The following is a 19,996-nucleotide window of genomic DNA, read 5'->3' on the forward strand; positions in this document are numbered from 1 at the left end:
ATTAAAACGCTTTTATCTCGAACAAAATTTAACCACGAAAGGTCAACACGCCCTAATCAGTGCCAAATAAGAAGCACAAGGAAGCAAAGATGGAGACAAACACATCCCATGAGCAAGTAGTAGACGCACAAGCTTATCAGCAGCTTGAAGCGATACTGGCTCAAAAAATAGAAACAGAACGCATTGTCACGCAAGAGGCAAAGCGCTTGGCTTACGGCACCGATGCGAGTTTTTATCGCTTGGTGCCGAAAATGGTTCTAAGGCTCAAGAACTTAGACGAAGTGATATTCACCATTCAAAGCTGTCGTGAACTCGGTACCCATTTTACTTTCCGTGCAGCAGGCACCAGTCTTTCAGGACAAGCCGTTTCAGACTCTGTACTCATCACACTGACCGACGACTGGCGCGGCCACGAAATCGTAGACAACGGCAATCAGATCATTCTTCAGCCCGGTGTGATTGGTGCTGATGCCAACAAATACCTTGCCCCTTTCCAACGTAAAATCGGCCCAGATCCAGCCTCTATCAACACCTGTAAAATCGGCGGTATTGCCGCGAACAACGCCAGCGGCATGTGTTGTGGTACTGCGCAAAACTCCTATCGAACCGTCGAGAGCATGAAAGTCGTGTTGAGCGATGGCACTCTGCTCGATACCGCAGACAGTGCTAGCGTTGAAGCGTTCAAACAATCACACAAAACGCTGTTTGATGGCATTGTTGATTTACACAGGCAGACTAGCTCGAATCAAGAACTGGCAGACAGAATCCGCCACAAGTACCGCCTCAAAAATACCACTGGCTACGCGCTTAATGCATTGGTCGATTACCACGACCCAATTGAGATCATCAAACACCTGATGATTGGCTCAGAAGGCACGCTAGGCTTCATCGCAGAGATCACCTACAACACGGTTATCGAACACCCAAACAAAGCTTCGGCCCTGTTGGTGTTTGCCGACATAGAACAAGCAAGTAAAGCCGTTACTACACTATCAAAAACGCCGGTTGCTGCGGTGGAATTGATGGATGGCAGAGCACTACGTTCAGTCGCGGATAAGCCGGGTATGCCTGCCTTTATGTCGAGCCTAAACTTAGAAGCCGCGGCTATTTTGGTTGAGTCACACGCCAGCTCCCAGCAGGACTTAGATTTACAATGTAAATCAATTTTGGACGCATTAACTGAATACACGATTGTTGAGTCGGTGCCTTTCACTTCTGATCCAAAGACAGTCGCGACTCTGTGGGGCATTCGTAAAGGCATGTTCCCAGCGGTTGGCGCCGTGCGTGAAGTGGGCACAACCGTTATCATTGAAGACGTGGCTTTCCCTGTCGAAAACCTTGCTAATGGTATTAGAGAGCTGCAAGAGTTGTTCGATAAATACGACTACAGTGAAGCGATCATTTTTGGTCACGCACTCGAAGGCAACCTGCATTTTGTGTTTACTCAAGGCTTTGATAGCCAAGAAGAGATCGACCGTTACGGCGGATTCATGGATGACGTTGCCGAGCTAGTCGCTGTGAAATACCAAGGTTCTTTGAAAGCGGAACACGGCACTGGCCGCAACATGGCGCCTTATGTTGAATTGGAATGGGGCAAAGACGGCTACGCCTTGATGCAACAGATCAAAGCACTGTTCGATCCAGAAAGGCTGCTCAACCCCGGCGTTATCATCAACGACAACCCGAATTCACACATCACAAATTTGAAGCCAATGCCTGCTGCTGACGACCTTGTCGACCGCTGTATCGAATGTGGCTTCTGTGAGCCTGTTTGTCCGTCTCGCACGCTGACTCTATCACCTCGCCAACGTATTGTGTTGTACCGAGAACTGCAACGCCGCCGAGCTGCGGGTGAAGAAATAGAAGCAAGCGAGCTAGAGAAAACCTTCGAATACCAAGGCATTGATACCTGCGCGGCGACAGGCTTGTGTGCCGAGCGTTGCCCAGTCGGAATCAACACCGGTGATTTGATTAAGAAGCTTCGTATTGCCAAGTACGAGAAATTTACGCCAATCGCTAAGTGGACAGCGGATCACTTCTCGATCACCACCAAGCTGACTAAGGCTGGCCTCAAAACCAACCAAGTGGCGAGCAAAGTATTAGGCGCAAATACCGTCGGAAAGCTAACCAACGGCCTGCGCTCTATCACCAAAGGTGCGACACCGGTGTGGATGCCAGAGATGCCACAATCCAATAGTCACTCGCTAGCCTCATCACCAGTGATGGCAGAAAACTCAAGCAATCATAAGAAGGTGGTTTACCTCCCTTCGTGTGCGAGTCGAACCATGGGACAACAAAGCGATGCGGGCGACCAACGTCCTCTAACGGAAGTGACCATGTCTTTGCTTAACAAAGCCGGATTTGAGGTTATTCTGCCGAAGAAGCTCGATGACCAATGTTGTGGTATGCCTTACGACAGCAAAGGCATGACCGACTTAGCTCAATCGAAGGCTCAGCAGTTGGAAGAAGTGCTATGGCAAGCCAGCCGTCAAGGTGAATACCCAGTACTAATGGACACCAGTCCGTGCGCCAAACGCAGTATTGAGCAATTCACCAAGCCATTAGAAGTACTAGAGCCGACAGGGTTTGTGAACCAATACCTGCTTGAGCACCTGACACTTGAGCCGTTGCAAGAAACCGTGATGCTGCATGTAACTTGTAGCTCTCGTCGAATGGGTTTGGAAGGCGCGATGTTGAGCCTTGCTAAAGCCTGTACCGAAGAGGTCATCGTTCCTGAACATATTCAATGCTGTGGTTGGGCAGGTGATAAAGGCTTTACCACACCAGAGCTAAATGAGGCGGCAGTACATCCACTCAAAGAACAAGTGCCGAGCAACTGCACTCGTGGATTCAGCAACAGCCGAACCTGTGAGATCGGTTTGTCACATCACAGTGGCATTCCGTATCAATCAATCTTGTACTTGGTTGACGAAGTGGCGCAATAGCCCCATTCATACTGCGAGCGACGTGCTCTAGCTTAAAACGAAAAATGGCAGCCCAATCAGGCTGCCATTTGTTTATTCGATTTCAAACGTGCTACTGAGCTAACAGTTAGAGAGCTAAGCGCATCAACTCTTCTGGCGAGTAGTGTTCTGCTTCTGCACCTTTGGCGATTAAGTCGATCACTTGAAATTCGCTCATGTCACCAAACTCTTTGGTTAAGTAATCACGAAACGCTTTCTCGTTCGGCCACTTACCTCGCACGATGTAGCCCTCTTCTTTATCGAAATCTTCCGTCTCAAAGAAAGAAAAGTCAGTCATACCAATATTGTGGCAATACAAAACAAGATACATGTTGAATCCTTAACGCTGAACACTTAACTAAGCTGAAAACCGATCGACAACCGATCCGAAAGCCAATTTAAAAAAACAGGCTCAAGGTTACAACATAAATGCCAAATCGAACACTCTATCGAACACCCAATCAAGGACTTAAGCAACCTGCACTTTTTCGTTAATCATCAAACATCATGTTGATAGCCGCGCCTAACAGAATCAACCCAACAATTGGCCCCATGACTGCCAATGGCGCGCGTTCAATGTAGGGCAAGTTTTCTGCAATCATCAAACCCCATTCCGGTGCAGGCGGTTTCGAACCTAAACCGATGAAGCTTAGCGAGGTCAGGCTCAATGTGATTACTGGCAGCCTCAACATCGCGTGTCTCAGCAAAGGTGGCAATACATAAGGAAGCAAGTAGAAACGGAAGATTCGAAGCTTGCTGGTACCCCACAATGGCGCGAGATGCGTATAAGGTTGAGCCTTTGCTTCCACGATTAAGCTTGAGCAGTGCGCCGCTAATGGCGCCCAAGATACCAATACAATCGCGATTAATGCACTGTTCGGATTCATCCCCGTTAAGCCCGCAACCAACAGGCCTGCAATAATGTAAGGAATGCCCTTAGTGATCTCGATAAGGCCTTGGCTAAAGCGGGTATTAAAACCCATGATGATGCCCGTCACCAAACTCAAAAACGTCGCCACGATACCGGCTTGGAAGGTCGCGACCATACCTGAACCGATTCTCGCTAACAGATCTCGGCCAATGCCGTCCGCACCCAATGGCGCTTGCCAACTAGGGTCCGCTAAGCGAGTAAACTGACTGGTGTATGGGTCACGAAATGCAGCCCAAACTACGATAGCAATTAGGAATGAGAAAATCGTAAAAGTAGTGACACGTTTAGCTCGGTTCTGGGTAAAACGAAACGAAGAGTGGCTGCTAATGAGCTTACCGCTTTTCAGACTGTGACCCAGAATCAGCTGTTGAACAAACAAGCTCATGCTGCTCACAGCAATTGAAAACAGTAGCAGCACCAGCAGGCCGCCTTGCAGCATCGGCAAGTCTTGCGCCTTAGCTGCGCCTAGAATCATGCGCCCGATACCCGGAATCGAGAAGATAAGCTCAACCGCGACCGCGCCACCAGTCAAACCAATCACGTTCATCGCGATTTGTGGGATCAGGCTGCTCAGCGCTCTTTTCAGCGCAAAACGAATAATTTGGTTGGAGTGAACGTTGGCACTGAGCCAAGTGATCACCCAAGGTTCATTTAAAACGCGTTGTAAACTGTCTCTGAGTAGGCTACTAAATAGGCCACTAGCGGGCAGTGCGAGCGCTAAGCTCGGTAGCCAGATATCTTGCCAACTTTGCCAACCATACGGTGGCAGCCAACCTAACCAGATTGAGAACACCAGTATTAATACCGAGGCCACCACGTACTCTGGCAACGATATTAATACGGTGCTTAAACTGCTGTAACTCTGCCCCAGTTTGCCCTTCTTCCAACTGCGTAAGGTAGCAAGTAAGCCTGCACCACACAGTACGAAAGTCATCACAAGTGCGCTCGACATCAGAAACAGAGACGTCGACGCTGTCTTTTGAATACCTAATGCAACTGAGGAACCATCAATCCATGATTTACCTAGATCACCTGAAAAAGCACTTCCGACCCAGTCGATTAGGCGCTCAATGGCTGAACGGTCAAGCTGAAGATCAGCACGTACCGCCGCTAAAGCTTCAGGCGTAAGCAGGTGTTGTTGCCCCGCCCTAGCCCGAAGGATGGATTGACTTGGGTCGATGCCTGCAATGTCAGGCATCAAACCAACAAGAATCACCACCACAATCAGTGAGGCGATTCTTGATAGCCAAGGCGTCAAGATAAATAGAGTTCGACGCAGAGTCTCAGCAGATAACATTTGCTTAGTTAGCCTGTGTTGCCGGGTTAACTTGTGTCGTTTGATCAACCAAGCGACGTTCACTTGGGTCACGAACGACATTGCTTACACGCTCACTTTCACCTTGAATCACACGTTCGTGAAGCAGTGGAATCGCAGCAAAGTCGTTCAAGATTTTTTGCTCAGCTTCGATGATCGCTTGCTGACGCAGTGCACCTAGTGGTTGTAAGTCAGCGTGAGTCAGTGCTTGGTCGACTTCTTGAGAACAGAATTGACCAAGGTTGAATGAGCCCTTACAGCCAAAGTCACTCATCATGTAAGCCACTGGGTCACCAGAATCTAGAACCGTTGCACGAGAAAGGATGAACGCATCAAACTTGCCTGACAGTGCATCATTTTCAATCTGAGCATATTCACGAATATCCAGCTCAACCTTGAAACCAGCCGCTTCAAGTTGTTGTTTCAGTAACGCTGCCACTTCTGGAAGCTCAGCACGGTCGGTAAAGGTACCGATAACAATGCTTTCTCCGTTCGCTTTTAGTGTCTTGTCGACTGCCTGACCTTCAGGTCGAATTGGTTCAGCCCAAGCAAGTGCAGGACCTAATAGACCTTGTGCGATATCCGCGTGGTTTTCATAAACGGTATTCACGATTTGCTCACGGTCTACCGCAGCAGCCGCTACCTTACGCAAGTTAATATCGCTGAATACGCCTGACTTGTTGTTTAGGTAAAGCGTATTGGTACGAGGCATTGCCACTTCATAAAGTAGGTTCGGATCAATGGTCGCGATTTGTGAAACGGGCACTGCTTCAACGATGTCTGCCGTGCCTGTTCTTAGAGCTGCAGCACGAGCAAAACCGTTAGGAACGTATTCTGCAATCACAGATTCAACTTGCGCTTTTTCACCCCAGTAGCCATCGAAACGTTTTAGCTTCGAGCTGGTTGTACCGTTAATTTCAGTCAACTCAAACGGGCCCGTACCTGCACCCATTGGGCTAACGCGGCCATCTTCTTGGTAAGCACTGGCTGCTAGGATCGCCAATTGAGGGCTTGATAAACGGCTTGGTAAAAGAGGGTCATCAAAGCTGGTCTTGATCTCTACGCGGTAGTTGTCCATCGCTTTCACTTCGAGATCGACACCATCTAGGATACGTGGCTTAGGTGCCGCTTCCAGCGCTTTCTGCAGAGAGTTCACAACAGACTCTGCCGTTAATGTAGAGCCATCGTGGAATTTAACACCTTGGCGAATCGTGAACTGCCAAGTCAGTGGATCAAGATGTTTCCAATCAGTCGCCAACATAGGTTGTGCTTCTGAGGTTGGGCTCAGGTTAACCAGAGTTTCAGCCGTGCTCCAACGAGATAGCTTAAAAGCATCATCAGAAAGTGGCGATAAGCCGGTTCTTGGCGGTTGCATCATCGCAACACGAATTTCAGATTTGACCGCCACATCGCTCGACTCTGGTTGAGAGTCAAAACAGCCCGTCAAAGGCAGAGCCAACGCAAGCGCGCAAGCCAGTTTGATTGAATTAAAACGCATAGTTATTTTCTCTGTAGCTGTATTTTTTAATAAGATGTATTTCGTTAATAAATAGGGTTGTGTTAACAAGTAGATTTCGAAAGAGGCTGAGACTCGATCAGCATCTGAGTTGCAGGATGAGCAGGTTTACTCATCACTTGATCGGCCGGTCCGTGCTCGACCATTTCACCATGGTCGAGAACCAGTATTTCTTCACAAAGAGCTTTTGCCGCACCGAGATCATGCGTAACCAAAATAAGGCGCATATCACGCTTCTTTTTCAATAAATTAACCAAGTCCAACAACCTTTGGCGATTCACCGGGTCAAGGCTGGCAGTAGGTTCATCGGCCACCAGCACTGCGGGTCTAACGACAAGAGCCCGAGCAATGGCCACACGTTGAGCTTGACCTGTAGAAAGCTGATTAGGTTTCAGTAAGAGCAAACTGGCAGGCAATCCAACGTCTGAAAGCGCCTCTTCAATGATGGCTTCATGATTACCCGAAACATCTAAGTTGCTTAGCGGTTCGGCTAAGATCTGTCGAACGGTATAGTAAGGGTTGAGGCTAGTGTGGGGCTCTTGTGGCACCAATTGAATCAAGCGACACACCGTTGCTTGCGCTTTGCTATCGCGAATTGGGAGCGAATAACCGAACAAGTTTATTTGACCAACGGTTGGCGATTTAAGGCCAAATAGCAGTTCAATCAACGTTGATTTCCCCGCACCAGAACGCCCAACAATAGCTAAGCTTTTGTCTTCAACCTTAAGGTCAATGTTCTGTAGCGCTTTAAACGCCTTTCCACCCAACCAACTTGGTACGGAATAGTAGTGAACACTCACATTGTCGAACTTAATCTCTGTCGATGTTTGTGTGTCTGAATCAATCACTGGCATTGACGATGAGACTTCTGAGTTTAGTGATAAGGTCGAGCTCATTCGATTAAGTCTCTCAATGAACAACAGAAAGCGTGAGAGCTTGATTCAAGCGCGTGTTTCGGTGCACCATAAGCCACCACACCGCCATCATCGATCACCAATAACTTGTCACACGCTAAGGCGCTGTGCAGGTCATGTGTAATCAACAAGCCACCGATTTGTCGCTGTTTAACATTGTCTCGAATCAGCTTAAGTATCTCTTGCTCTGTCACCGGATCTAACGCGCTAGTCGGTTCATCTGCAATGATGATATCGGCGTTACTCAGCAAGCCAATCGCAATACAAATCCGTTGACGTTGCCCTCCCGAAATTTGGCTCGGATATAACGGCAATATGGTTTCAGGGTTAGGAAATCCAAGCTGCACTAACAATTCAATGAGTTTGATCTTGTCTTGTGATTTAAGCTTAGTGCGCGTCCCCGTCAATGCCAAACTGAGTTGACCTTCAATGGAAACCAGAGGATTTAATGCTTGAAGCGCATCTTGAAAGATAACTGCGGGGCGCTGTGCTGCAGTTCTTTGCAACATCGGCAAACCACACACAGCTTCACCAGATAGAGAAATATGACCTTCAGCCTCAACGGTCTCTGGCATAAAACCCGCGATCGCGCGTGAAAGCATCGACTTACCAATCCCTGAAGGGCCCATGATCGCCAACAATTCTCCTCGATACACATCGAAATGAATATCTTGAAAAAGTGTTTTCGAAGAGGTTTTGATCGTTAATCGGTCAACAGACAAAAGTGGTGCTTTCACGCAGATACTCACAAATAGATGTTATAACATAACAACTCTATCATTTGGCTGAGGTGATGAAAAGCGAACATTGAACTAGATCGCATTTTTTGCTGTTTTATTGACCGGCTCTAATCAGTCATTAGATAGAAAAAATGCGCTCACTAAATTTATTGAGCATAAATAGTAAAGCGCTTTCATAAAGTCTTAGAAGTGGCGATGGTCGTTCTGAATTAATGACACGCTGCTGACGCATCTTCTACTAGGTAACACTTCTGTTTAACCTGTGAGATGAACGGATACAGGAATGCGATACGCCCAAGATAGAACAGAGTAAACGCTAGCCACAACCCATGATTGCCCCACGCTCCGACCGCAAACGCTTGAACAGCCAAGAACACCAATAAAGTAGCGATACTAGAATCTCGAACCGGACGCGTGGTTCCTGTTCCAGTAAAGATGCCGTAAACCGTTAAACCAAAACCAGCCACCAGCGGGAACACAATCAGCCACGAAGCCATCTCTTGATACAAGGCGACCAACGTCGGGATATCGGTAAACAAGAAAACAATGTTGTCTTTAAATACCAAGGTCAATAACGTTAACGCAGCAATAAAACAGGCTGTCCATTGGAAATTGAGTCTTAACACACAGTCCAACATTGAAGGATTCTTCTGTCCTACGGCTTTGCCCGCGAACACACTCGATGCATTGGCAATACCATCAAACATGTAACTCACAATAAAGGTTACTTGCATCAAGATTGCGTTAGCAGCCAGAACATCGGTACCTAGCTTTGAGCCTGTGCGCGCCATCATGTTAAAGAATACTAAGATACAAATCGTGCGTAACAGTAGGTCAGTATTTGATGAGATGATTGTCGAAAGGTCTTTCTTGGTCATCTTCGAGCCTTGCAGGAACTCAGAGACCGAGATATTGCTGGTCTTCATCACTAGCGTCATACCAATCGCAAAAGTAGTGATTTGTGCAATCAAGCTTGCGTAAGCGACACCAGCCACACCCAAGTCGAAATAGAGTACGAACACCGCATCCAAGACAATATTCAACACGTTACCAAACACTTGTGTGTATAAGACTTCTTTAGCTTTCGCTTGCCCCATCAACCAACCAATAATGGTGTAGTTGAGCAGCACAAAAGGCGCGCCATAAATCAAAATACTGAAGTAAATGTGCGCGTGCTCAGCCACGTTCGCTTCAGGTTCTATCACCCACATCGCACCTTGCCAGATCAGCGGTTGTATCAAAATGAAGATCAAGCCCACCAAACCAGATAGTACAAATGGACGCATCAAGCTGCCCGCCAAATCAGAGCGGTTTCCCTTACCCAATGCCATCGCACTTTGCCCCGTGGTACTGACACGGAAAAAGCCAAACAACCAGTACATGGTGTTCATGATGATGGTGCCAATCGCCACACCACCAATCAGTTCAGCGATGCCAAGCTGTCCGATCACAGCGGTATCTACGGCGCCAAGCAGAGGCTGAGTCACCGTTGAGATGATGAAAGGGGAGGCGATTTTCAGATAATCTTTGTGGGTAATGGTCATATATTCTAGCGGGTGATATTAAGAACTATTTGCAATTAGGGCGAAATGCTATCGTTTAATACGTACGTTGTCATCATCTACTGGAGTAAATTATCAACAAAGCCCTTCTCTCTTGATTCAAGAAAACACCACAATCATCGATTAATTGAGTTTGCGCTAACAAGAAAAATGAGTGGCTTTTAATCGGTTAGTAAAAACCCACGGGAAGGTAAAAATCGAGTTCAAACACTTCATCACTGTTAAGAAAGTGATTCTGATGATAATGCACATAAGCCGGAGTAGAACGTTGCTTGAAGCCAGACGTAGGTAGCCACTTTTCTAATACCATACTGATCTGTGGTAGCAACTCACCATAGCGACCATTAAGTCGAAACACGGCATGTAAACCGCCCGGAATCACCATCTGATTAACCACGCTGCGGTACTTAATCGGTTCATTAATCGCGATACACGCCACATAGCGACACTGATCCATCTCAACCCAAGCAGGGTTTGAGTGATGCAAACCAAACTGGCTCGAAAAGTCGCGTTGTTCAGAGCTAGCCCACGCTTTCAATATCAACCATGCGTTGCGAATGGAGCGGTTATAACCCGTATGTCGAACATAAGCCGCCATGCGCTCCGGTGTTTCAACTATCTTAGGTTCAGGTAGCGCTCGCTGCGCCACGTTCAAATAACCCGCTGCCACTTCGGGATCTTTCAAATAGGGTTTTTCTGCTATCTGTAAGTCGTGTTTACGCCACTCACCCGGTGACATGTTAAAGGTCGCTTTGAATGCTCGGCTAAATGAAGACACCGAACTAAAGCCACACTTACTGGCAATTTCTACCACAGACGACGTGGTATCGAACATCAATTGGTTGGCCGCATATTCCATTCGAGTGCGTCGAATGTATTGGTGCAACGACTCCCCTACCACACTTTTGAAGGTACGATGAAAGTGTTGTTCTGAATAAGCGGCAATCTCAGAGAGCGCTTTGGCCGACAAAGGCTGACTGATGTCTTGGTGAATATAGAACAGAACATCATTGATTCTAGATATGTGTTGTCGCGACATCGTTTAAATAGCATAAATGGACATGTTTATGAGCATAAACGGACACACTTGTTTTTACAATTGCCGTGTAATATCAAGCGATAGAATAAAAACGAAAAACGACGAGACACAACACATGGAAATCGCACAGTCATTACAACAAATTCAATCTTCATACATTCGAGAGATCCTCGCAGCCGCAAGTGATCCAAATGTCATCTCATTGGCCGGGGGTTTACCGGACGAGAAGACATTCCCTATCGATTTAATGAAGCCAACGCTAGAAAACCTAGCGAACATGCCTGAAGTTTTCCAATACGGTTCTACTGCCGGTTACGGCCCGTTGCTTGATCACCTTACGCAAAGCTACCAATTGCCAGAAACTCACACAGCAATGATCTGTACCGGTTCTCAGCAAGGTTTGGATTTGATTGCACGTGCGTATGTAGACCCGGGTGATGTGGTTGTGATGGAAGCGCCGAGCTACTTAGGTGCGATGCAGGTGTTTGGCCTAGTTCAAGCAAACATTGCGACCGTGTCTCAAACAGAATGTGGCCCGAATCTAGATGAACTGGAAACGTGCTTTGCACAGCAATCACCGAAGATGTTCTATGCCGTGCCTGATTTCCACAACCCAACAGGTGTGTGCTGGGCAACAGAAACTCGTCAAAAAGTGGCTGAGCTGTGTATCAAATACAACGTGGCATTCATTGAAGATGCGCCATACCGTGAGCTACGTTTCACAGGTACTGAACTGCCATTGGTTTCTTCGTTCTGCCCTGACAACTCTATCGTTCTTCGTTCATTCTCTAAGATTGCATCGCCAGGTCTACGTATTGGCGCAGTAACAGGCAAACGCAGCTACCTTGAGCCACTGATCAAAGTGAAACAAGGCGCGGATTTACACTCAAGTGTACCAATGCAAGCACTGCTTGTTGGTCTTCTAAAACATGAAGACTTTGGCGTGCATATGGAAAACATTCGCACCCTGTACAAGTCTCGTTATGAAGTGCTGTTCTCAGATCTAGAGAAACAACTGCCTACAGATTGTGTACTAAAAGCCGTAGATGGCGGGATGTTCATTTGGGTTGAAATCCCAGAGTGCGACACCTTCGAACTGGCTAAAACCCTGCTATCAAATGGCGTAGCGGTTGTACCAAGCCCCGTATTCTATCCAAAGGCCGATGAAGCGAAAGCCGCACTGCGCTTAAACTTCACCAACGCCAACCCAGAAGAATTAACAGAAGCGGTAAAACGCTTAGCTGAAGTACTTAACCAAGCGTAATCGCTGACAGCACGGAGCGCTTTGGTGATTGCCTGATCGGCTTATTACCGAGAAAACCGTCACGCGTCAGCATTAAAGGCCAATGCCATTCTCAACAAGAGAGTCACATTGGCCTTAATTTTAGGTCTCCATAAAGCACAGAAAGGACATCAGTTTGCCGCATTGTATTATCGAACACTCACCCACTATTGATGGTCAGCAACTCAACCAACAAGTGTTTTTCGGCGCAATGGAATCTCAGTTGTTCTCACCAACAGGAGAAGACATCAAAGTACGCAGCCTTGCCTATCAGCATTACCAAACCGGTGAAGTAAAAGAAGACTTCGTGCATGTCTCTGTGCGCATTTTGTCAGGGCGTAACGAAAGCGTTAAAGCGATGCTCTCTAAGTCCATTTTGGATCAATTACTTACTCTCACACTATCCAATGCTTCGCTGACCGTAGAGATCATTGATATTGAGACAAGCAGCTATTCAAAAGCCTTAGTTTAAAGGCAAATCACAAGCGTCATCCCCTCACAAATAGAGGATTTTCAAAAAATTCGTTAGACAGTATGGAGCAATGAAATGGAATTGGTGATTGGTAACAACCCAGAATTGATAACGAAAGCACAAGCCATTCGTCATCAAGTATTCGTTGTTGAACAAGGTATCCCCCATGTGTTGGATCTTGATGGGCTCGATCCTGTCTCACATCATGCACTCATCACCGATGACGATAATTTAGTCGCGACGGCACGCTTGCACATTGATGAATCAGGACACTCAACCATGGCGCGAGTTGCTGTTCTGCAACCTTATCGAGGATCTGGTATCGCATCTAAAATTGTTAGCGCAATTCTAAAACACGCCTCTGAACATGGTGCCAAGGTAATTGAAATCCACGCCCATCAATACCTAAAGGATTACTATCAAAAATTCGGCTTTGAGTTCATTCGTGAAGTGGAAATGGTAGGAGAACACCAACTGATTGAGATGAGACACAACATAAGTTCTTAGCCGAATATTCAATAGACAACAAAGTACCACTGCTTATTTGAGCTAACATTCCTTATCAAATAACGGCCTTTTTACCACACATATAGCCATACTATAAGTACTGTTATATAACCCTACGTTTTGTTGGTTTTTGTCCCGTACCGCCTTGGTTATACTGCGCCTGATTTTTAATAAGCCAACAAGACAGAACCGAGTTGAAATACTCAATTTTGATCGCAACAGGCAACCGCTCTGGATTTACGTTCCAGCTCGCAGAAAGGAAAAACCATGTCTCAATATGTTGTATGTGCTCTGTATAAATTCGTTGCACTTGATGATTACCAAGAAATTCGCCAGCCACTCACTGAAGTGCTAGAAGCCAACCAAATCCGCGGTACTTTGCTACTTGCGAGTGAAGGCATCAACGGTACTGTTGCAGGTAAACGCGAATCTATCGACGCTCTTCTTCAATGGTTCAAACAAGATGCTCGTTTGGCTGATGTTGTTTACAAAGAGTCGTTCAACGAAGAACAACCATTCAACCGCACCAAGGTTAAACTTAAGAAAGAAATCGTAACCATGGGCGTTGAAGGCATCGACCCTCGCCATGTTGTCGGCACTTATGTTAAGCCAAACGAATGGAACGACCTCATCTCAGATCCAGATGTGATCTTGGTGGATACTCGTAACGATTACGAAGTCGACATCGGCACATTCAAAAACGCCGTAAACCCAAACACGGAAACCTTCCGTGAGTTCCCTCAGTACGTTGAAGAAAACCTCGACCCTAAGAAGCACAAAAAAGTTGCAATGTTCTGTACAGGCGGTATTCGTTGTGAAAAATCAACAGCCTACATGAAAGAGCAAGGCTTTGATGAGGTTTACCACCTTGAAGGCGGCATTCTTAAGTACCTAGAAGAAGTGCCAGAAGAAGAGAGCATGTGGGAAGGCGACTGCTACGTATTTGATGGCCGTGTTGCCGTTAACCATCAGCTTGAGAAGAGCGGTTACGATGTGTGTAACGCTTGTCGTCTACCAATCACTGACGAAGATAAAGCGTCTGAACACTTCGAAAAAGGCGTAAGCTGTCCTAAGTGTATTGATAAGCACAGCGACGAGCAGAAAGCGCGCTTCCGCGAGCGTGAAAAGCAAGTTCAGCTGTCGAATGCTCGTGGCGAAACCCACGTCGGTGGCGAAGCTGCTCACCTTATCGAGCAACGCAAGAAAGCAAAACTAGCACACAAAGAGCAACAACGTTCTGGTAAGAAAGCTCAGTAATTTTTAATACTACTAAAATAATAAAGGGCAGTAACGCATCCAAAATGGAACGTTAATGCCCTTTTTTGATCCTGCTCTCGCTTTGTGTTTAGGAACACATTTATCTTCAAAAATAGACTCTATACTGAAGTTAAGTAGACAAGAGAGGAAGTGCCAATGCTCAATGAAAACCATGCCTTTATCTTAGATTTCCCAGATCTTAAATTAGACATTGTTCAGCTCAACCACGACGATGAAAAATTCAAAGCAGACATGCAGAAATACCACCAACTCGACTACGATATTCGCCAACTAGAAATCTCTGGCAGCCCCATTGATGACGATAGCATGCACAACCTAAAAGTAGAACGCATGGCTCTGAAAGACTCGCTACACAAACAACTTACTCGACATCACGCGCTTAAAATCGTTTAACCTAATACGCCGCTAATCTATTTTAAGACATGGAAGAACCACTCGCCAAGTTGTCGATAATAGCGATGATAATTTTGTGGGGTTGGCTCTCTACCTAGCTAACCAAGTAAACGGTGACTAAGTAGAGAGCTCAATCACTAACGGTCTGCAGAAATATCCAACTTATCGATCAACGACGGAAAACCCCAACCGTTCTCGCCTTCGACCACAGGTTCTCCGGTCAAATACTCAAACAGCGTTGGCGCTAAAGATCCGTTAGCTTCGATTTTCAATTGCTGAGAATTATCGCCAATTGGCGCTCCCCAGAATCCTATAAAGGCATCTTTCTCTAAGTAATCCTCTCCAGCATGACGCCCCGGAACTTTAGTGTTGTAACCAATTCCAGCTTTCGGGAACAAATTAATCGTGCCTGCCCTATCTTCAAGGTAGATATTGGCCAGTTGATTGACAGAGTCAGGTCGAGGGGTCAGTTGAGTTAACTCTGTCCATTGCGCACTGCTGCACCACGTTGTCGCATCCGCCTTAACCGCTCGATTAATACACTTTTCTACCAATTGAGAATACTGTGCAAAATCAGCTTCGCTTGGTGATGCCAGATACGGATTGAGTGTTTGGGTGTTGAGTAAAGCTGGAGATTGATTGGCATCCAAAGATTCGTAGAAAAGCTTGTCACCCTCGCGAGTGATCAATTCATCGACCCGTTTTAAATCACGGTTGCCAATCACACGAACTGCGCAACTTTGCTGGTCACAAGCACTCTCTCTTACAACCATGTAATCCAGACTTTCAGGCAGGCGTTGCGCTATCTGATTAATGATGTCTATGTTCTGACCAGCTGGCGCTGCAATAGGAGACCACTGCGTGAGTTCTTGGTAAACCGGCTGAACCTGCCACCCTTGAGCCGAATTAAAGAAGTCCATCATGAAGTTACCACCGGCAGTCGAGGCGACCACCACATCCAATTCCTTCGAGCTTGGGTAGCTTAGAGCATTGGTGATTTTAGGCCCTTCCCCCTCGTCTGAAGATATCTTCTTAACCACAATTGGATACTCTAGCTCTGCTTGTAAGCCTTCAAATACCTGCTTTTCGGGGTTGAGCGCGTAGAACACTGGCGTTAAACCATGATCCCCAGCCATGCCCCATAGCGTTTTATCGTAAACGCCGGCACTGCGGTAGGTCGCTTCAATCTGGCGAATCCAATAGTCCAACCGGTTAAGCTCTCCAGTCGGCATCAAAATTTCGTCACTAAAAGGCCCCGTGAAGTGCGCAAAGTGATCCGGCCATGGATTGTAGACCAAGGTATAGTCTGGCATCCCTTTTCCATCCAACTCGGCAAACTGAGTAATCGATTGTTTAACCTGAGCCTTCTTTGAAAGCTTAGTGAAAAAATCAAAGCCCGATATAGACAGGTACGCTTCAATATCTTCAATCAAGGCTTCACGCTTTTCTCGTAGAACGGCTTCAACTTCAGAACGCTCCTCAAGCTCTTTGACGCAGCGTTTCTCACCGTAATCACGTAACGACTCTCCTAAACCTAAGTTCACTAACCCATCATAAGTCGTGTGCGCATTCCAGTCGTACTGTGCGTTGCAGCTCAGCGTTTTGAGATAATCAAGGCGATCAAACATGGTTTGTACCTTGTTGTTTGCCATCAACACATCCAACTGCAGAGCATCATTACCAAAGAAGTAATACGCTCGGTCGATTTCTCGGTCGACAAAATGAAAATTAGGGATACCCGTACCACCATTACCAGACACTTTTGCGCCCGTTTTAATGATCGGTAGGTTGCGTACACTGATTGTTGGAGTAGAAGAGATACCCACTCGGCTTATATTATTTCGATTCTCTTGATAGAGTTTTTTGAAGAACGGAAGATAATTCGGGTCACGATAGGTTTGTTCAGACAGAACCTCCATGAACCGAACCTGCTGTTGATGTTCAGGCTCGATCACTGTTTCTAGATTAGGTTTGTATTGCGCTCGGTTTTTATGATTCTGGTACGCCACCGAGATGAAAGGCGCATTCTCATCGACCAAGCCTTCGATCAACCCTTGCTGTAAACCATCGACCGTCACTTGAACCGCAAAGCGTTTGTTCTGTTGGGATTCTAAGAACTGAATGAGTGCATCAGGCTGGTCGCTAAATGCTTGCTGCATCCAATCATCGAGCGCTTCTGCACGTTCTTCTTTAAACACAAATTGTCGGTAGGCTTTCAGCAAGTTTAAGCGCACAAAATCAATAAGAGTGACCGTCAGAGCTTGTGCTTTGTTATTCGGCTTATCGGCGTTTTCTGGTTTACCATCTTCTGCAATTGCCAGCATTGCAGATTTCATGTCACCGTCATCCATGCCCAATGCCGCTTTACCGATCAAATCAACGATGATCGGTTGAATTTGAGCGATGATCGCCAAATCTTCAGGGCTGTTCGTTAAATAGGTGTAGCTCTCAGGTAGGGTGTCCATATCCTGCCAAACACCGATCTCAAATAGCGCATCGTAGATAACAACCATATTGGCAATGAACTGTTCATCAATACGAATACCTTCATGGTGACCTGTTGCTTCAGTCGAGGTATCTGGCTCTTTATGCTCTGAGACTGGCTCATCACCGACATAATAGAGGCTATGTTCAAAGCCTTTTAAAGCCTCGTTATCATAGACTGTCGACAGATACCCTTTGAATACATCTTCACTACCCAAACCGGAATAGCGGTCGTAGTAACTATAGAGAAAATAACCTAAAGGAATTGAGTAAGTCGGGTTGGACAACTGAGCGATCACTCGCGCTTTCGTTTTAGCATCTAAAGGCAGCGCAAGAATGTACGCATCTAATGTTACGCCGCCGATGGTGAAAAGTGCGGCATCGCGAGTAAGTTTGGCGGAGTAATCTAGGCTTGAAAGCACTTGATTCTTCAGTACATCACTGGAACTGAACACCCCACCAATAACAGGCGTTGTCGACATATCGGCAAAACTAGGCGCCGACACTAGGGTCAACGAAAGGCTACTAAACAAACTGGCGTAGCGACGGGCTTGGGAATAGAAACGCATCCAATATCCTTTAGGTCAAATTACTTTCATAAATACAACCTATTGTTTCAGCTCACTTTCATTAGTCAACTACGTTTACTTGTGCATCGTTCACTTATGTATTCGGAGTGAAAGCTTTAAGAGTGATAAATGAACCTTTACTTACGTCAGCAACCTTAAAGTTGCTTGCCACTACCGTCTTCCCATATCACTTCACACTCTTCTTTGATTGCTGCTGTTAATAGTTCAATCAGTGGGAAAGCTCTACTACTTATGTTAACAGGAACTTCGACACTATTATCTTCGTTCTCGAGGCCGGTATTGTCTTGTTCTACAGATTGGTTTTGCTCAGCTTCAATCTCCCTACGTAAGTTGTTCAACGCTTGAGGTACTTCTGCGGCATCAATAGCACCAGGAACCGTTCCGCTATGTCCAAGCATCTTAATAAAATGAAGTGCAACATCACCAAACATAGTGACGCTAGCATGAGCTTTGCAATTAAAGGTAATTAACATAATTAGTCTCTTTGAGTTTTATTGTATACAAACTATGTTGAGTAAATCTTTAGAAAGCAAGCGCATAATGATGAAATAGATTCCATGATTAGACGCTCCAATGTAAGTTTACCACTATCCCGTCACATTCAGTGATACACATCACTGTATAAATCTCACTCAGCCACCTTTAACATAGAACCTTGATAGTAGTCACACTAAATAGATGACAAAGGGTCCGCGTAGGTTGTTATTTAATCTAGTATTAATGCCATTATCAAATTTTAGTGGCACAAATCACATGAACAGGCTAGTGGGCAGACACATAGAAGAAATGGCGGATATACGATCCACTCGAAAGCAAAAAATTGTCTACGCCTTCTCACTCATTGCCGCAGCTTTATTCATTTTTTACACTTGGGCTTATCTCCAAGGACAGCATTACACCTTGTTAACTTTCGAACTGTGCTTTGCTTTTATCGCAATATCAAATGCAATTTATGTTAGAAAAGCCATTACCCCCCACTATTCTGAATTAATATTAAGTTGTGTACTATTAGTACAAGGCATTATTCTGTTCTTGCACAGCCACGCTATCCCAGACCGAATACTCTGGCTATACCCTATTTTGGCCGCAGTGATTTTCATCAATGATTTCAGAATTGGAGTCATCTTCAGCACCTCATTTTGTGTCTTTATCAGTATTCTAATTACGGCGCTACCTAGCAATTTTTCTTTGCCATTTAACAGTATTCATCGCTTTATTCTCAGCTTATTGATGATGAGCTTGGTATGCCATACGTCATCTTATTACTACACAAAAGCCGTGAGTTATATTCAGCGCCTGTATAAAGAAGGCATTGAAGACTTAGCCTACAGGGACCAACTCACAGGGCTAGCGAACCGTTGGAGCTTCGAAAGATGGGCAACTGAAAAGCTCACGACCGTTGATAGTGAGCGATCACTTACTGCATTGGTCTTTCTAGATATTGATGACTTTAAAAATATTAACGATAGTTATGGGCACGATGTTGGCGACAGTGTCTTACAGCATTTTGCCAATCGCTTAAGCAATAATATTCGAACCAGAGATCGAAAACGTCATGAATACGATTATTCAATTGCACGCTTTGCTGGGGACGAGTTTGTTCTGATGCTCTACGATATTCCCAATCGCAAAGATTTAGACGGTATTTTAAATAGGATTTGTGGATTATTCGAAAGCGGATGCCAAACTAACGAGAGAATCAAAGAGCTGACACTCAGCGTTGGCGTATCACTTTACCCGCAGGATGCTAAAGAGTTACATGAGTTAACAAGATGCGCCGATAAAGCCATGTATGTTGCGAAACATTCAGGAAAAAACCGATACGCTTATTATCACGACAACCCGACATCGACCTTAATAGAAGAGTTACCGACGAACCTAACCAGCTCAGAACCTGTTTCCTCTGAACTTGAAGATTGTCTTGAAGCGAAGGTTGAAGGGAACAATGTGACGCAATTAAAAACTCGCCAACGCTAGCCAACCCTGTAAGTTAGCCGCTATATAAATACC

At 45.8% G+C, this 19,996-nt stretch carries 16 protein-coding genes; 7 read left to right on the top strand and 9 right to left on the bottom strand.

Annotated elements, in window-relative coordinates:
- The first annotated feature begins 89 nt into the window (after window positions 1-89).
- Window positions 90-2,945, top strand: coding sequence for an FAD-binding and (Fe-S)-binding domain-containing protein (locus tag ACED48_RS00005; RefSeq protein ID WP_029627154.1), 2,856 nt, complete (start codon window positions 90-92; stop codon window positions 2,943-2,945).
- A 106-nt stretch (window positions 2,946-3,051) separates the two neighbouring features.
- On the opposite strand, the gene ACED48_RS00010 is transcribed toward ACED48_RS00005, so the two are convergent.
- From ACED48_RS00010 to ACED48_RS00040, 7 genes are all read right to left on the bottom strand, one after another.
- Window positions 3,052-3,294, bottom strand: coding sequence for a hypothetical protein (locus tag ACED48_RS00010; protein WP_012601190.1), 243 nt, complete (start codon window positions 3,292-3,294; stop codon window positions 3,052-3,054).
- Window positions 3,295-3,454: 160 nt separating this feature from the next.
- Entirely contained in the window at window positions 3,455-5,191 is a 1,737-nt protein-coding gene (locus tag ACED48_RS00015) for an ABC transporter permease subunit (RefSeq protein WP_017057586.1), read from the bottom strand.
- Window positions 5,192-5,195: 4 nt separating this feature from the next.
- Window positions 5,196-6,707: an ABC transporter substrate-binding protein gene (locus tag ACED48_RS00020; protein ID WP_017057587.1), complete on the bottom strand. Its 1,512-nt coding sequence runs from the start codon at window positions 6,705-6,707 to the stop codon at window positions 5,196-5,198.
- A 62-nt stretch (window positions 6,708-6,769) separates the two neighbouring features.
- On the bottom strand, window positions 6,770-7,621 hold the full coding sequence (locus ACED48_RS00025) for an ABC transporter ATP-binding protein (RefSeq protein ID WP_017057588.1): 852 nt from the start codon (window positions 7,619-7,621) through the stop codon (window positions 6,770-6,772).
- Window positions 7,618-8,376, bottom strand: a complete 759-nt coding sequence (locus ACED48_RS00030; RefSeq protein WP_017057589.1) for an ATP-binding cassette domain-containing protein — start codon at window positions 8,374-8,376, stop codon at window positions 7,618-7,620. The genes ACED48_RS00025 and ACED48_RS00030 overlap by 4 nt, the downstream gene beginning before the upstream one ends.
- A gap of 212 nt (window positions 8,377-8,588) precedes the next feature.
- Entirely contained in the window at window positions 8,589-9,923 is a 1,335-nt protein-coding gene (locus tag ACED48_RS00035; protein ID WP_017057590.1) for an MATE family efflux transporter, read from the bottom strand.
- 187 nt (window positions 9,924-10,110) lie between these two features.
- Window positions 10,111-10,980 (bottom strand): GyrI-like domain-containing protein, encoded by an 870-nt coding sequence (locus ACED48_RS00040; RefSeq protein WP_016797794.1) that lies wholly within the window; start codon window positions 10,978-10,980, stop codon window positions 10,111-10,113.
- Window positions 10,981-11,095: 115 nt separating this feature from the next.
- Between ACED48_RS00040 and ACED48_RS00045 the strand changes: the two genes are divergently transcribed.
- The 5 genes from ACED48_RS00045 to ACED48_RS00065 all read left to right on the top strand — a co-directional run bounded on the left by ACED48_RS00045 (window position 11,096) and on the right by ACED48_RS00065 (window position 14,912).
- On the top strand, window positions 11,096-12,244 hold the full coding sequence (locus ACED48_RS00045; protein WP_017057591.1) for a PLP-dependent aminotransferase family protein: 1,149 nt from the start codon (window positions 11,096-11,098) through the stop codon (window positions 12,242-12,244).
- A gap of 154 nt (window positions 12,245-12,398) precedes the next feature.
- Window positions 12,399-12,734 carry a 5-carboxymethyl-2-hydroxymuconate Delta-isomerase gene (locus ACED48_RS00050; protein WP_017057592.1) on the top strand — a complete coding sequence of 112 codons (336 nt, stop codon included), beginning with the start codon at window positions 12,399-12,401 and terminating at the stop codon, window positions 12,732-12,734.
- A gap of 75 nt (window positions 12,735-12,809) precedes the next feature.
- The gene (locus ACED48_RS00055) at window positions 12,810-13,241 is read left to right on the top strand and encodes a GNAT family N-acetyltransferase (RefSeq protein ID WP_017057593.1); all 432 of its coding nucleotides are present in this window, start codon (window positions 12,810-12,812) and stop codon (window positions 13,239-13,241) included.
- Between the two features lie 267 nt (window positions 13,242-13,508).
- On the top strand, window positions 13,509-14,498 hold the full coding sequence (locus ACED48_RS00060; RefSeq protein WP_017057594.1) for a rhodanese-related sulfurtransferase: 990 nt from the start codon (window positions 13,509-13,511) through the stop codon (window positions 14,496-14,498).
- Window positions 14,499-14,654: 156 nt separating this feature from the next.
- Complete coding sequence (locus ACED48_RS00065; protein ID WP_010432560.1) at window positions 14,655-14,912, top strand: YdcH family protein; 258 nt, start codon at window positions 14,655-14,657, stop codon at window positions 14,910-14,912.
- A gap of 137 nt (window positions 14,913-15,049) precedes the next feature.
- Here ACED48_RS00065 and ACED48_RS00070 read toward each other — a convergent pair whose 3' ends face one another.
- Window positions 15,050-17,965 carry an alkaline phosphatase family protein gene (locus ACED48_RS00070; protein ID WP_017057595.1) on the bottom strand — a complete coding sequence of 972 codons (2,916 nt, stop codon included), beginning with the start codon at window positions 17,963-17,965 and terminating at the stop codon, window positions 15,050-15,052.
- Window positions 17,966-18,120: 155 nt separating this feature from the next.
- Window positions 18,121-18,459 carry a DUF1840 domain-containing protein gene (locus tag ACED48_RS00075; protein ID WP_017057596.1) on the bottom strand — a complete coding sequence of 113 codons (339 nt, stop codon included), beginning with the start codon at window positions 18,457-18,459 and terminating at the stop codon, window positions 18,121-18,123.
- A gap of 313 nt (window positions 18,460-18,772) precedes the next feature.
- Here ACED48_RS00075 and ACED48_RS00080 point away from each other — a divergent pair, with 313 nt between their 5' ends.
- On the top strand, window positions 18,773-19,963 hold the full coding sequence (locus ACED48_RS00080) for a GGDEF domain-containing protein (RefSeq protein WP_017057597.1): 1,191 nt from the start codon (window positions 18,773-18,775) through the stop codon (window positions 19,961-19,963).
- Window positions 19,964-19,996: the final 33 nt, after the last annotated feature.

The organism is Vibrio sp. 5S239 (assembly GCF_041439575.1).
GTDB lineage: Bacteria > Pseudomonadota > Gammaproteobacteria > Enterobacterales > Vibrionaceae > Vibrio > Vibrio kanaloae.

Excerpts from the sequence above, each read along its gene's own strand:
- ACED48_RS00005 (WP_029627154.1), top strand. The coding sequence starts at position 90 with ATGGAGACAAACACATCCCATGAGCAAGTAGTAGACGCACAAGCTTAT.
- ACED48_RS00010 (WP_012601190.1), bottom strand. The coding sequence starts at position 3,294 with ATGTATCTTGTTTTGTATTGCCACAATATTGGTATGACTGACTTTTCT.
- ACED48_RS00015 (WP_017057586.1), bottom strand. The coding sequence starts at position 5,191 with ATGTTATCTGCTGAGACTCTGCGTCGAACTCTATTTATCTTGACGCCT.
- ACED48_RS00020 (WP_017057587.1), bottom strand. The coding sequence starts at position 6,707 with ATGCGTTTTAATTCAATCAAACTGGCTTGCGCGCTTGCGTTGGCTCTG.
- ACED48_RS00025 (WP_017057588.1), bottom strand. The coding sequence starts at position 7,621 with ATGAGCTCGACCTTATCACTAAACTCAGAAGTCTCATCGTCAATGCCA.
- ACED48_RS00035 (WP_017057590.1), bottom strand. The coding sequence starts at position 9,923 with ATGACCATTACCCACAAAGATTATCTGAAAATCGCCTCCCCTTTCATC.
- ACED48_RS00040 (WP_016797794.1), bottom strand. The coding sequence starts at position 10,980 with ATGTCGCGACAACACATATCTAGAATCAATGATGTTCTGTTCTATATT.
- ACED48_RS00045 (WP_017057591.1), top strand. The coding sequence starts at position 11,096 with ATGGAAATCGCACAGTCATTACAACAAATTCAATCTTCATACATTCGA.
- ACED48_RS00055 (WP_017057593.1), top strand. The coding sequence starts at position 12,810 with ATGGAATTGGTGATTGGTAACAACCCAGAATTGATAACGAAAGCACAA.
- ACED48_RS00060 (WP_017057594.1), top strand. The coding sequence starts at position 13,509 with ATGTCTCAATATGTTGTATGTGCTCTGTATAAATTCGTTGCACTTGAT.
- ACED48_RS00065 (WP_010432560.1), top strand. The coding sequence starts at position 14,655 with ATGCTCAATGAAAACCATGCCTTTATCTTAGATTTCCCAGATCTTAAA.
- ACED48_RS00070 (WP_017057595.1), bottom strand. The coding sequence starts at position 17,965 with ATGCGTTTCTATTCCCAAGCCCGTCGCTACGCCAGTTTGTTTAGTAGC.
- ACED48_RS00075 (WP_017057596.1), bottom strand. The coding sequence starts at position 18,459 with ATGTTAATTACCTTTAATTGCAAAGCTCATGCTAGCGTCACTATGTTT.
- ACED48_RS00080 (WP_017057597.1), top strand. The coding sequence starts at position 18,773 with ATGGCGGATATACGATCCACTCGAAAGCAAAAAATTGTCTACGCCTTC.